Annotated in this window: 11 protein-coding genes; 5 read left to right on the plus strand and 6 right to left on the minus strand. The window is 41.3% G+C overall.

The window, feature by feature from the left end; all coding sequences use genetic code 11:
* Both RRG12_RS33085 and RRG12_RS33090 read right to left on the minus strand, forming a co-directional pair.
* A partial coding sequence (locus tag RRG12_RS33085) for an effector-associated domain EAD1-containing protein (protein ID WP_420762133.1) occupies nt 1-795 on the minus strand: 795 nt, incomplete at its 3' end.
* An 85-nt stretch (nt 796-880) separates the two neighbouring features.
* Nucleotides 881-1,030 (minus strand): plasmid partition protein ParG, encoded by a 150-nt coding sequence (locus RRG12_RS33090; protein ID WP_420762134.1) that lies wholly within the window; start codon nt 1,028-1,030, stop codon nt 881-883.
* 317 nt (nt 1,031-1,347) lie between these two features.
* Between RRG12_RS33090 and RRG12_RS33095 the strand changes: the two genes are divergently transcribed.
* From RRG12_RS33095 to RRG12_RS33105, 3 genes are all read left to right on the plus strand, one after another.
* Nucleotides 1,348-2,118, plus strand: a complete 771-nt coding sequence (locus RRG12_RS33095) for a ParA family protein (RefSeq protein WP_420762135.1) — start codon at nt 1,348-1,350, stop codon at nt 2,116-2,118.
* On the plus strand, nt 2,115-3,353 hold the full coding sequence (locus RRG12_RS33100) for a ParB/RepB/Spo0J family partition protein (RefSeq protein ID WP_420762136.1): 1,239 nt from the start codon (nt 2,115-2,117) through the stop codon (nt 3,351-3,353). The genes RRG12_RS33095 and RRG12_RS33100 overlap by 4 nt, the downstream gene beginning before the upstream one ends.
* 83 nt (nt 3,354-3,436) lie before the next feature.
* The gene (locus RRG12_RS33105; RefSeq protein WP_420762137.1) at nt 3,437-6,304 is read left to right on the plus strand and encodes an AAA domain-containing protein; all 2,868 of its coding nucleotides are present in this window, start codon (nt 3,437-3,439) and stop codon (nt 6,302-6,304) included.
* Nucleotides 6,305-6,543: 239 nt separating this feature from the next.
* Here RRG12_RS33105 and RRG12_RS33110 read toward each other — a convergent pair whose 3' ends face one another.
* The 4 genes from RRG12_RS33110 to RRG12_RS33125 all read right to left on the minus strand — a co-directional run bounded on the left by RRG12_RS33110 (nt 6,544) and on the right by RRG12_RS33125 (nt 12,309).
* The gene (locus RRG12_RS33110) at nt 6,544-8,025 is read right to left on the minus strand and encodes a hypothetical protein (RefSeq protein WP_420762138.1); all 1,482 of its coding nucleotides are present in this window, start codon (nt 8,023-8,025) and stop codon (nt 6,544-6,546) included.
* A gap of 435 nt (nt 8,026-8,460) precedes the next feature.
* The gene (locus RRG12_RS33115) at nt 8,461-8,691 is read right to left on the minus strand and encodes a hypothetical protein (protein WP_420762139.1); all 231 of its coding nucleotides are present in this window, start codon (nt 8,689-8,691) and stop codon (nt 8,461-8,463) included.
* Between the two features lie 1,700 nt (nt 8,692-10,391).
* On the minus strand, nt 10,392-11,924 hold the full coding sequence (locus tag RRG12_RS33120; RefSeq protein WP_420762140.1) for a relaxase/mobilization nuclease domain-containing protein: 1,533 nt from the start codon (nt 11,922-11,924) through the stop codon (nt 10,392-10,394).
* Nucleotides 11,905-12,309: a plasmid mobilization protein gene (locus RRG12_RS33125; protein WP_420762141.1), complete on the minus strand. Its 405-nt coding sequence runs from the start codon at nt 12,307-12,309 to the stop codon at nt 11,905-11,907. The genes RRG12_RS33120 and RRG12_RS33125 overlap by 20 nt, the downstream gene beginning before the upstream one ends.
* Before the next feature lie 670 nt (nt 12,310-12,979).
* Between RRG12_RS33125 and RRG12_RS33130 the strand changes: the two genes are divergently transcribed.
* Nucleotides 12,980-13,444 carry a hypothetical protein gene (locus tag RRG12_RS33130; RefSeq protein WP_420762142.1) on the plus strand — a complete coding sequence of 155 codons (465 nt, stop codon included), beginning with the start codon at nt 12,980-12,982 and terminating at the stop codon, nt 13,442-13,444.
* Between the two features lie 13 nt (nt 13,445-13,457).
* Nucleotides 13,458-13,967 (plus strand): hypothetical protein, encoded by a 510-nt coding sequence (locus RRG12_RS33135; protein WP_420762143.1) that lies wholly within the window; start codon nt 13,458-13,460, stop codon nt 13,965-13,967.
* The last annotated feature ends 275 nt before the right edge of the window (nt 13,968-14,242 follow it).

The raw sequence follows: 14,242 nt of genomic DNA on the forward strand, positions 1-14,242 counted from the left end.
CCGAGAAATTCCCCGATTATAATAGTAATTAGCATCATTTGGATTAAGTTTAATGGCTTGGTTGAAATCTTCAATTGCTCCTTGATAATTTGTTAGCCAGTTCCGAGAAATTCCCCGACGATAGTAATAATCAGCATCATTCGGATTGAGCTTAATAGCTAGGTTATAATCTTCAATTGCTCCTTGATAGTCCCCTAAAAAATGGCGAGACAAACCTTGCTTGTAGTAGTAGTCATGATTAAAACGCGGAAATTTTTCTTGTAATTCTTTAAAAATTTCTTTAAGTTGGGAATTCCCAGAATTAGTCTCATAAGCTCCAAGAACTAAATCTTCAATCCACCCCTGACAATTAGCTGTTTGTATTAATTCAAAGACAATATCTTGTAAACTTCCTTCGCCAGCAATTGTTATTAAATTTTTATCTAATTGAAATAACAACATTTGCTCTAATGATTCTGTATTAGGAAGGGCATTAATTAAAGCTTCTTGTAATTTTCTCTTCTGCTGCCCATTTATAATCATATTTTTCTGTTGTATGCTTTTAGGCTCAGAGATTGCAGGTATAGACTGGGCTGATTGTAACTGCTCTTCAATTTCATCTAGCCTGTCAGTAAGTCTCTTAAGCTCAGTCTCCTCATTTTTAATCTGCTGTTCGTATTGAAACTTACGTGATGGGTCAGTTTCAATAACCAAAGCATTTCGCAGTCTTGCTATTTTTTCACTTTGGAGTTCATAAGATTGTTCAAAGAAATTTTTTTCTTGTTTCAATCTACGCCGTTGCTCATCTGACAGCATATAAGTATTTAATAGAATAGAGTTTTTTAGAAATTGCTTACCTATAACTAAAGCTGTGCCATTGGAATTGGTAATAACCGTCTACTCATCTTTTCAAGCCAACAGACTTGGGAGCTTCATTAGCTATTAACCATTGCTCAATGAGTTCTGTCACAACTTGGCTCATCTTCAGCCCCCGCAAGGCGCAAACAGCACGAAACCTTTTTTTGAGGTCGTCTGCAATACTAATGTGCATAATTAGGGCTGTTTTTGTATCATTTTAACGATTTTATAGTTATTTACGCTAAAACAAGACTAGAAATGTACAAAAGATATTTACGTATTTTCTTGTTTGATTTAAAAAAATCAGATTTAGCTCAGAAAATTGATAAATATCATTCTTTTAGTGGATGCGAAAAAATATTTTATGGTGTTCACCTCTTAGCTACGACAGCACAATGAGCTTGCACCGTTGAGGCTATCTCTAACCTATTCTGATACACTTCAATAAACTGGAAACTAAAACCGAGTCGGTTGACCAAACCTCAACGTATCTTCTAGGAACGAAAGCCAGTGTCAACTTCTGACAAGCAATGCCGCATTATTGCCCTGTTTAACCAAGCGGGTGGTGTCGCCAAATCGACACTGACCCAAAATTTGGGATACCACCTAGCGCAACGAAAACATCGTGTTCTCCTCATCGACGTAGACCCCCAAGCGTCCTTGACCAAATTCATGGGGTTAGTGCCATCTCAGTTACAAAAAACCGTTGCTAATGCCATTATCGATGAGCAGCCCTTACCGATTCATGAGGGCATTCACGGCATGGACTTGGTTCCAGCAAGCCGAGTCTTAAGTGGAGCCGAAATGCAGTTAGTCAGTGCTGCGATGCGCGAGTTGCGCCTTAAGGAAGCCATTGAATCTGTTCTAAATGAATACGACTTCATTCTTATAGATTGTCCCCCCAGCTTAGGATTGCTTTCGTATATCGCCTTAGTCGCGGCCACACACGTTCTCGTCCCCGTCGAAACCCATATAAAAGCTTTTGAAGGAACTGACGAGCTTTTACAAACTATCACCCACGTAAAAAATAAAGCCAACCGCAAAATCCAAATAGCAGGGTTTGTTCCTACGCGGTATGCTCAACAGAACTCAGCCGATAAACGAGCATTGGCAGCCATCCAAGAACAACTTTCCGCTTGGGGTCGTATTTTCCCACCCATCCCCAGAGCTACCGCTTTTGTCGATGCGTCAGAAGAACGTGCGCCCCTAGCAGTATTTGACCCGAAACATCCTGTAGTCAGTATCCTTGAAGAAATCGCCAAGGCTTTGGAGGCTTTATGATCCGACGCAAACAAACAGACAAACCCTTTGGGGGTCAAATTACGACTCCACCCCCTGCACCTTGGTTATCCTCCGCAGATGCAGATTCGCCAGCCGCTACTGAAACTACTATCAAACTCTCAGATATAGTTCTGCCTCAACACCAGCCCAGACGATACTTTGACCCACAAGCATTAAAAGAATTAGTCTCGTCAGTCAAGCAGCATGGCATCCTCCAACCTTTGTTGGTGCGTCCAATTGGTGGAGGGAAATACGAATTAGTAGCAGGAGAGCGACGTTATCGGGCAGGACTTGAAGCAGAACTTGAAGTCGCGCCTGTGGTTGTGCGTGAGCTATCTGATGACCAAGCGTTTCAGTTGGCTTTGATTGAAAACCTGCAACGAGAAGACCTTAACCCTGTTGAAGAAACTGAAGGGATCTTGCACCTGTTGGCAATCCGGCTGCATTGCGATGTAGAAGCCGTCAAATCCTTGCTGTATCGAATGAAAAACGCTCACAGTAAGGGGGAACAGCCGTCAAAATCCTCATTAAATGAATCTAGTAAAAACGTTTCTCCTAACCCAGATAATCCACAATCTGAGGACAACATTTCTGACCATTTAGCCGAGAAAAATGAATCTAGTAAAAACGTTTCTCCTAACCCAGATAATCCACAATCTGAGGACAACATTTCTGACCATTTAGCCGAGAAAAATGAATCTAGTAAAAACGTTTCTCCTAACCCAGATAATCCGCAATCTGAGGACAACATTTCTGACCATTTAGCCGAGAAAAATGAATCTAGTAAAAACGTTTTTCCTAACCTAGATGAAGAACAATCAAACACGGTACAACAGGTGTTTGAGAGTTTGGGACTCATGAATTGGCTATCGTTCATTACCACACGCTTACCTTTGCTCAATCTGCCCGAAGAAATTTTAATAGCACTGCGTTCTGGTCAACTGGAATACACCAAAGCACAAGTCTTGGCGCGGGTAAAAAATAATGAAATCCGAAAAAAACTTTTGTCCGAGGCGATCGCTAACGATTGGTCTTTAAGCCAAATCAAAGAAAAAATCACAGATTGGACGGATGATGAACAAACATCCTCGTCTAAAGCATCTAACCAAATACCAGACCGCCTCCAAAATATCACCCAGCGCATTAAAAAGCGTCAGTTATGGAAAGAACCTAGAAAGCAAAAGCAGCTAGTAAACCTTTTAAACAAGCTCGAAGCCTTACTAGGGGATGAGTGACTTGGGGTAAATTGTCAGGTAATCTCTACTTTTAGAGTCTTTTTACCTTTGATTCATGATTGGGTGCGAGGGGAGAAACAGAGATGGCGCAAGATTCACAGATTCGAGAATTACTCAAAGCTTGGTTAGATTACATCCATGTTGAAAATTTGAGTAATGCCAAAGTAGAAGCTGACGATTCAGAACAACCGAACATCTGGGACTCTCTCGTAAATCTGGTAGGCGATAAATTATTAATAGACGAGTCTTTATTTAAAAAACTAAAGCAACCGTTTAAAAGTGCAAATAATTTTGAGCAAACAAAATTACCATCAATTGCTGTAGCTTTCCCACAGCTTTATGTAGTTGAATCGAATCGCCGTCAATTTCGCCCGTTGTTCACGATCAACGTTTCCCCAATATTCGAGGGCAATTATCGCAGTAGCGGATGGAATTTAACTGACTATGAGTTTCAGCCTGTTATTCCCAATTTGATGCAGTGGTACGGACTAGAGGAAGAAGCGGCTGAGTCCCTGGTAACAAAGGAAGGTCTGAAAGTTTTTCTCGAAACTACTTTCAATCGTCCCTTTAAAACGCTACAAGATTTTATGGGACTGATTGAATTACCGCCGTTCCCCGTGCGGTCAAAACTTCTCCCTTATCTATTGGATTTTGACTACGCTGCTTTTAATTACAACCTCAAAAAAGATTTTCAGAAAATTAGTGACCAGAATTACTTTCAGTGGTCAAGACCAGGACATCCGGCTTACGAGTACCTGTTTGGACAACCAAAAGCACTCCAGCATGACGTACTTTTTTTGGGTGCTTTTCCCAACTCCCAGCCCGATGACTACCAAGCACTTGCTCTCAAACATTCTAAGGATCAACCTGTCACTGCTGTGATTGGCCCACCAGGGAATGGCAAGACCACACTGTTGTTACATAAGATAGCGCAGCAAGTGGTACATCGAGCAGTGGAATTAGCAACAACGGGTCAAGATAAAAGTAACTTAACTGTGGTAACAAGCACTAACAAATTTGCTGTAAATAACGTTGAGAAAATCTTAGCCAGCAACCTGACCTCTGACCGTTTCTACCTATCAGGAGGCTCTAGGGATTTAGTTGAGAGCCAAGTTTTACCTAGTTTACAAGCTGCACTCGACTGGTTAGCCAAAGAAACATTTAAATTAGATGAATGGGAGTCAGCAAAGCAACAGTTGTTAGCTGGTGTTCAGCAAATACAAGATCATAGACAGCAAGACGAGCATGATCTTCAACAGAAAAGTGCTGATGAGCAATTATTAGATGAGCTATACCTTGATATACAATCGGTTGAGTCGGCGCTCAAGACTTCTGCATTTGAGTCTTCGTCACCATTAGAATCCGGGAGCGACTACTCTAGGTTTCCAGTAGAAGCCTATCAGCAGATAAAACAACATCTTGGCAGTGCAAGGCGTTCTTTGCCTAGAGTTGATTACTGGCAGCCTTCTGTTAGAGATAACAAATGGTTTGTCAAGCTTTTGCAGACGATTAAACGATTCTGGCACTCGATAACCAAAACCAGCGCACATCATGTTCTCAAACGCTTGCACAAACAGATAGAGATGCCTGTGTTGGCGACGCTGGCCACCCCATTTCAATTTCAAATCCCACTAACAACTGAATCTCTCATCGCCGCCCAGCAGAGTGTTGACCAGCTTATTGCAGAAGCATCTTTCTGGCAGCAACAACAGAATGGTATTGACAGCACACAACAGCAGATTGAGTCAAGGAAGCAGCAACTCAAAGACCTGATTACTCGCCGTTCTCAAATCGAAAACCGACTCGCTACTTATCCCACCAAAGATTTTTACAGTCGCTTCTACACTGAATTACACTCGCTGCAAGTAGATTTATTTGAATGGTCTTGGCAATTTCAGCAACAAGAAGCTGTTCGACGCAAAGATGAGGTGATGGCTTCCTTTAGGACTTACATTGCATTATTGAATGGCGAATGGGATGCTTTTCGTCAGTTAAGTCATAATTGGAAAAACATTTATCGGGATATCAGCCTGTTATTTCCGGTGTTTCTTTGCACTTTGCACTCCATCCGTAATTTGTTACCCTATCCCGATAGTGGCTGTATTGACCAAGTAATTGTAGATGAAGCGGGTCAGATTCCACCGCATCAAGTTTTTCCAGTTTTAGTTAGGTCTAATCAAGCTTTGATTGTTGGTGATCCATTGCAATTGGAGCCGGTTGTTAATTTGAGCGACCAGAAGAAAGAAGAATATCGCAGCAAGTCGTTTCTAGAACAGGGGCTAACGGATGTAGATTATGACCGCTACAGCCCCACAGCTTCCACAGCTTATCATCGAGCGGCTGGAGCATCAGGGCAACCCAGAGATATCGGTCAGGGGATTATCCTTAAATATCATTACCGTTGTGTTCCGGTGATTGCTGATTTTTGCGATCGCTTGTGTAATTACGGCATGATCATCAAAACTGAACCGAAAGCTTCTCGCTTGAGTACTAACCTGATTGCTTGCAATGTAGAAGGGAAACTGGAGAACAACGTTAATTGGGCAGAAGTTGATGCAGTAGAAGCGTTGATTGATGAGTTGTTAGCGGCAGGTTATTGCTTAAATTCTCCTGACTCTGACAACACAATTGGGGTGATTTCACCTTACCGCCGTCAAGTAGATGCGCTGACTCAACGCTTAAAATCTCGTTGGACAGATTTTTCAGACAAGAGCATTGGCACAGTTCACACATTTCAAGGTGGGCAGAAATCAGTGATAATTTTATCGACTCGCCAATGCCAACAAACTGATAGCCTCTGGTTTATCAATCGCCGACCTAATTTACTTAATGTGGCTGTGAGTAGAGCGCGGGAACTGTTTATCTTGGTGGGGAATTTAGAGCGGATTGGTGAAGGGGGGCATACGAGAGATTTGGTGGAATATATTAGGGAATTTGGCGAGATGAGATGATTTCAAGAAAGTGCAAATGCAAAAATACAACACTTTTGAAGAAAAACACTCTTATCTTCCTGGATTTGTAGAAGAATACGGCTTGGTCATAGCATTTTAAGGACGTTGCAGCATTATCTGGCAATTATCGACAGCAATTGTTAGAAACATACTGTAGTTGAATGCCTAAATCAGGCAAGTGACTTCCTGATTGAGGCATCCATGTAGTTCTCAGTTGCAAAATCAATAATAAAACACGGTCAAAGTGGAATGCCTATAGCACGTTTCAGAGCCTCTACAGCAATTGGTACACCAATTTGGGATGCAATATCAAAAGCCCACTTTCCGGCAGATTTCAAATGCTGTGCGACCTTAGTTGCATCATTTGATTTTGCTGCTTGCTCTGCTTGAGCAACCTCCCCAACAGCAATGCTGTGTTCTAATTCTGTCGATCTCCTCGTCATCGCTTGTCGTAGCGTTGATAGCTCATTTGAAAGTTCTAGTAGATCAACTGAATTTTCTAGCTGAGTCCCAATTTGATTAAGAGTCATGTGGCTTGCTTCAGCATGATCACCAATTGCACCTGCTTGTACTTGACCACTCATATCGTACTTATCGCCCATGATTTGCTCCTTGACTATAATTGACTTCTGTATAAAATCTTCTACTTTCCTAAATATATTTTTCTTAACATCTATAATTCTTAGTGCATTGAAAATGGCATCGCATTCTCCAGGCGCAATATAATCTTCTACTTCACGGGCTAACTCTCCAACTTCTGCTTCTGCTCTCTTGTCTGAATGTATATTTAATCTCTTGATTCTTTTTGTAGCTTCATTCAAATACTCTTGAAGCATCCGTGATTCTTTGCTTCCTTCTGAAACTATAAGCTTTCCAGTAGATATATTTCGCAAAATCTGTCTGAGACAAGCACGTTCTGCATGAAGGCGCAAAAGAAAAATCCTAAGTTGTCTAAGTGTATCCGAATATGAAGAATACTTAGAATACTCCCCAATCAACCACATACGCAGGCTGTCCCTTTCAAAAGGAATAACATGATGTGAAAGAGTGCCAGAACCCTCAATATTTGTCAAAAACTTGCCCAAAAAGGGGATTTGTAAATTTTCATAAAAATCATCTCTATATATAACTAAAACAATAGGTTCACAGGCTTGAACCCACCAATCTTCCAAACAAAATTGTCGTGTTGAAAAAGCTTTTTTTTGGGTGTTACTAACCGCATATAAATTTGCTAATAGCTGCCCTGCCTGCCTTAGAGGGCATTCCTCATATTTTCCAGAGGGAACACGCACTAGGACTGGCAAATCTAGCACATGAAAAAAAAATTCTTTTGTTTTATTGGTTGATAGTGCTTTGCTTCTAAAGTTCCAAAACCTTTGCTTTCTAAAGCCCCAAACAGCTATTCCAACTTCAAACTTGCCAACTGCTAAACCATCAAAGTAGAATCTTCTAAAAGCAACTTTGAATTTAATCGAGTTCCCTGAGTCATCCTTAAAGGGTTCGAGACGGTGGAAACTTATAGCATGGTTAGCTTCGCATATGTAACTTTCACCAAGCCATCCTGTCAAGCCTCCGTGTGGTCGCCTTCTTATTACTCCATAAGAGCGTACAAAATCTTGATCGGGAGTAGGAATTAACCAAGATGGTTTAGCTAATCTTTGAGTATAACTGCTAATAAACTCTCTTGAATCCGCAAAAGGAAACTGAATAGTGATTAGCATAACATTAGCTTTACTATTGAAAATCGTATCTCCCTCGACAAACGAGGGAGATTGATCGTACCCGATACCAACGAGACCTAATAGGCATCACCGTGGCTACCAGGATTCTACCAAGCCATTAGTCCAAAGCTAATGGCTTCACTTTCAAGGTAGGTATCAGATTCTTGATTGTCAAGGATTTTTTACTTATCTTATTAATTAAGGATATGACCCAGAACAAGTCTAGCTGTCACCAGTGGCAATTTAGTTAAAAAGGTTTGTGAAGTAAGCTCTTTAGACAACAGGGGAAAAGAACTCGTTGCGAATCATGCGGCAACGCGGAGTCTTCGGGGCGGGCTTGCGGGACTAGTCGGGCCAACGATTGATCACTCTGCCCGTCCCGAAGACCGCATGAGTCGAGCGATAGCGGCAACGAGTTCGTCGGCTCAACACGACTTATCGACTAAAACCCCTAGAGCGTTGTTTCTGCTGTTCCATTTCTCGCTGCTTCGCTTCAATTAAAATCTCATTCCAAGTCAGCCCAGACGGTTCAATTCTTTTAGCCTGGGGTAACATTGACTTCACGACCTGGGCAGCTTCATTGCCTTGCGAATCATTATTAAATGCCGCTCCAATTCTGCTGATATTTCTGAGGAGTTCAAAGGGCAAGTTATTTGGGTCATCCACGTACCAGTTCCTTTTTATCAATAGACATCTTGCCCCTAAAAATTTTCTATGTACATACAGGTGGCGAAATCATACTAATTGGCATCACCGTGCCAAAACGGGAAAATTGTACGCTAAGGCTGAAAGCTTTGTCCAGCAAGCATCTTAGCCACTGATTTTTTACCCTTCACCCGAAGAGCGGCTGATTACCCTTATCTTGTTGGTGCAGAGTATTGGTACTACTCTGCACCAACTGGAAAGACGTTAGCAAGTTGGCTAGTCTTGAATGAGGGATAGAGGTGTGGCCTTTGCTGAAAACAACGTATTTTCATGGCGTTGGGTTAGTCTCAATTCCTTAGCGTACAATTTTCCCGTTTTGGCACGGTGATGCCTAATTTTTTTGGCTGACGAAAAACTTCGCACCCGAAGCATTAATTTACTCGAATGGAATTTATAAGGTATTTACAAGGATTTTTTTTAAAATGGCAATTGTAAGGTAAATTAATGGCATTTCAATGGTATTCCAATGGCAAATATAAGGATTTATTTGCACCTTCAACATTGAAAATCACCGTTTTTTACAAAATGCCTCTTTTTTGCCAAAAATAAGGTACTGCAATGGCATCTCCAAGGTATTTACAAGGTAAACACAAGGTAAATCTAAGGATTTCGACCCCAAAAACCTAATTTACCACCCTAATTTCTCCGCCAAAAATTCCTGACCAAAACTTACGCACAGTACGCCAAAAAGTTTGGCCAGATTTTTTGAGCCAAAACTGAAAAACTTTGAACCAACGTCAACAAATAATACTCGACAACTACTTTTGTAGTATCACAACTGTACTTCACTTTTGAGTTACACCTTAGCTGTGCTATAAACATCACTTATCGCATAGGATTTATGTAGATTATAAGTATTGAAATAGTAGTTCTAAATACCTTGCCCAACTGGTAGCTGTTGGGTAGCTCAACTGGTGACACACAGCTACCAGTTGAGTAGTAAAAAAGCGAGTTTTTGAAAATTTGATGATTCCCCAACTGGTAGCTATAGAGTAGCTCTACTGCTACCAGTTGAGCATAAGACATTTAGAGAAAGTTTCGGGCGTAATCCTGACTGACAATGACTTACAGCAAATTTTTAGCGCTGGATTCATTCTCAACAACTTCAAAATTATTGAGAATGTATAATACACTAGTGTTGCAATTGTACTTCAATAATTCTTTCTAGAGCTTAACCCAGCCCACTTAACATCCAATTTTTTTTCTTCATACCTGAATAGAAATTGTTCCTTTTACAATCTCCACGCTTGTCAATAGAGATGAAACTTGTTTTAAGTAGTGAAATTGTCTGATTAATCACAGTTACAAATAGCAGACATTTTGCACCTAAAACCCCTATTCATATACAAAATATCTGCTATTTTGCACAGCTTATACACGCTTTTAACCGTTATAGCTGTCAAAGAACTTTGACTATTCACTACAAAATGTCTGCTATTTTGCACATCGCTTTTTTGAAAAATTGGTGTCTAATACATACTCCAGAAAGCTTTTAGCCATTTTTATTAAACTGGCTCATTCTCAATAACTCTAAAATTATTGAGAATATATAATACGTTTGTGCTGCAACTGTACTTCAAAAAACTGCTCTCTTAACTGCCCAGCTAGTAAAAACTAAAGCCTCGCCTCGGCAGCAACGAGTTCGATCTACACAGCGTGGCTCACAAGCTAAAACCACGATCCTGCTGTCTGAGCTTTTGTTGCTCCTCCCTGAGATGAGCTTCTAGTTCCTGACTCCAATCAGGATTATGGGTTTTGAGCCTTTTACCAATTGGCAACAATTCTAATACTGCACTAGCTGCGTTATTCCCTTGCTCATCATTATTGAATGCTACGACCACCCTATTGAAACTCTTGAGAAATTCCATAGGTAGGTTATTCGGGTCATCAGCTACTATCAACATGGTTCTAGTTGGTGGTAGCCCCTTGCAACTTGAGATCAGATAGGTTGCTGCTGACATCGCATCAATTGGTGTAGAACACAAAAAGACATTTTCTACCTTGTCCGTTGGTTGCCCTCCCAATCTCAGATAAAACCAACCGTTTGCTGTAGAGGTGTTTTGGTCGTACTCCACAGTGCGATGACTTTGCCTTGGCTTTGACCAAATTAATGCACCAGTTTTTTCACCATCTAAATCACGCTTGATAAACAAAATATTTCGTTGCTCATCCATGTAAAGCAACTGATTATTATGTAATCCTTGCGAAATATAATCTGGTATATAGCGTTTCTCGCTTAAGTACTTGTGCAACACTTGCCAAACAACTTTATCCTCTGGTGGTGGAGTGAATTGAGGCTGTTGCTGTTTGCGTTCAATCTCTTGAAGAAACTTTTCTAACTGCTCAACTGGGAGTGGTTTAACAGGTTTGAGCAGCAATTCATGAATAGGTTCATCATCTCGTTCTGGTTGGTAGTCAACAGCAAGATGTTTTTGCAGTCCAGGGAAAGTGTAAGCTGCACCTAACTGTGTGCCACTAAAAGCCTGCCCATCTTTTTCATAAGAAATGCCTTTAGACTTACCATTCCTAGTAAAACCTGTCCTGACGCTAATGCCAGCTTGCTGCAACCGCATGATCAGCGTTGGCATTTGGGGATTATCAACTCCGGCTCTGTCAATTGTCTGCTGAACTGACTCTTTGATGGTGCGCTCTGGTGGGCGCTCAAGTTTACCTAGTTCAAATTCTTCTTGTTCGCGCCTTATACGTCTGATTTGTCCGGTGCTGGGTGTGCGTTGAAGCTTCTCTCTACTCCCCTGCACTTGCACTAACTGATAGTCTTGCTCAATTTGTCGCAGAACTTTTTCAGAGCGAACATAATCCCAGGAATCATGCACTAAAAGCCCCGTGTCCATCCTGATTCTACTGGCTGTAATGTGGATGTGGTCGTCGTCGGTGTTATGGTGGCGGAAGATGACAAACTGATTGGCATCAAACCCCATTTCCTTCATGTAGCGGTCGCCGATTTCGCTCCACTTTTCATCATCTAATTTATCACCCTTAGCTGCTGACAATGAGACATGGTAAACAACTCGGTCTGCATCAGAATTTAGTTGTCTCGACAGCTTAAATTCCCGCGCCAATTCACGGGCATTTCTCCCGCTCATGTTGCCGCCGATTAGTTTAGCATCTTCACGGGATTCTAAATAATCTAGCAGCTTGCGAAAACCTCTGCCTTTAGTCTGCTTCCCAATCATCCTCTTCCTCTTCATCCTCCCAGTCGTCAGATTCAACATCATCTGAGGCAATGTCTCGTCTGCACTGATGCAGCAGTTCTAAAAGTTCTCTTAGCAGTTCTGGATTAGCAGGTAAAGTTCGCCCAATCTTTAGGGCTGTGTTAGTTGCCTTTACAAGCTGGTTTAGGTTGTTACCAATTTGTCCTAATTCCCAATATGTTTGTAGGCTAATTTTGCTCAGTCGTTTTGGTAATGGACGCATCAACGCATTACGCCTCATTAATTCACTCGCTGACATCCCTGCATCAAGTGATTTTATTCGCAGCAGATCCAATTCGATATCACTTAATCTCACTGGAAAAATATGCTTTCGGACTAGCGCTTTTGACTGCTTGCGGTTCGCCATAAGTCGGGATATCGAGGGACATTGCGAGGGGGGTTTTTCAAGGGGGGCTTCCCCACTTGAACCAGTCTGCCGTTCGAGCGCAGCGAGACAAAGCGTAAGCTTTGAGGCATGGCTGGCTTCTAGCCCATTTTCGGGGATAGTGAGGTGTCAAATGCTACGGGTGTACGGAGGGTGAAGCAGGGGGCTAAAGGCAGGAGTATAAAGGCGTAGCCGTGCTGCTGAATATCCTACAACTTACAGGGGAGGATAGCAACGGCGTAGCCGGAATTTGAATCAAATCAAGCAGGAGATAAATTCTGGTTCGGCGTAGCCACAGCACAAGAGGTAAAAACGGCGTAGCCGCTATATGAAAATTTTCTGATTCAGCGTAGCTGCCACACAATATAATAGTTCGGTGTAGCCGCAATACGAAAAAATAATTCAGCGTAGCTGTTTTAAGTAAAATTTTCTGATTCAGCGTAGCTGTAATAGCCAGATTGTTTAGCATTAGCTTGAATAAGACTACCAGCGAAGCTGCAACACTAAAAAATAGTTTGGCGTAGCCGTAGTACAAAAAGGTAAATCGGCGTAGCCACAATAGCCGATTTTTTTTAGCATTTTGAAAATAAATTGGTGCAAATTATTTCAAATAGCCGATAATTATCAGTTAATCAGGATTCACGAGATAACCATGAGTGAACATCAGAATTCAGAAGTGATTACGAAGGGCAAGATTGATAAGGCTATCAATCTACTTAAGGAGCAGAAACCGAAAGAGCGAGAGGACATCTCAGACAGAGACGCAGTTCGGAAAATGAGACGGTACATTGAAAAACTGACCTCTGATAAGTATGGCTACAGTTATGATGAAGTGTCAGAGATGCTGAAAGGGCTGGGCATCAATTTGAGTGGTGGCCGGATTAAGTATTTATTAGGCGAGTTGAAGAAAAGCAGCCGTCGCCAGAAAAAGACATCTTCAAGCGATGATAATAATCCGTCATCAAATCTGGCTACTTCAACTCAGTTAGCAGTTGTAAATACTGCATCAGATAAAGCTAGTAGTGAGCCGGATAAATCAACAGTTAATAGTGCAAAGGGCAAGAGACAAAGTAAAGAGCCAGTAGCACAGCAGCAACAGCCTGAATCAAACCTGTAATTAGAAAAATCCTATGAATATAGAATTATTAATTGGAACATGGCTGTTAACTGGAAGCATTTCTCTAAACGCCCAAATTAAATTTATCGGTGATGAACCAGATCCGAATGGTGTCGAAAATTGGTTGAATGGTAACAGCAATAATTTAATTGCTCAGGTAGAAGCAACCGAAGGACTTACTCTAACTATCTCGTCAGATGGTAAATTCTTTGAAGAAAGAACAGGCGAACCAAAAGTTTATTGGTATGACAGAGAAGGGGTATTGGAGTCTGAAGTTATACCGTTTAACGGTCATTTAAGTTTCTATGACTCTAAAGCCTTCTTATTGGTTGATGATCTGGTATCGTGGGCTGTACCTAGCGATGAAGTTAATAAAAAAAAGCTTAGATACGATGATGGGGACACGAAAATAGCTGATAGCATTGAAGTTCAAGGCGAACAGCTTATACGAACCATCTCAGTAGTAACGGATGAACTTTACTTAGATAGAGTAATTATCGTATACAAAAAAGCAAATAAGTGAAGGTATGCGCTAGCCACTTTTCATCCTCGTCTAAGTCAGCCAAATTTTTATTACTACCGCTATTAAGACTATCTACATAGCAGGAGTAATATTTTTTCTTTCCGTAGCCCAGCCCTAGAAGCATTACAATTCTCAAAGCTTTAGTTTAATTAGACTGATGACGTTCACCTATTCTCTATACCCAGATAATTGGTCAGAAATTGCCACTTCAGTTAAGCAACAAGCCCAGTGGCGTTGTCAAAAATGCGGGTTACAGTGCATTCCCCCTGGTGAAA

It is taken from the genome of Nostoc sp. CALU 546 (assembly GCF_048836525.1).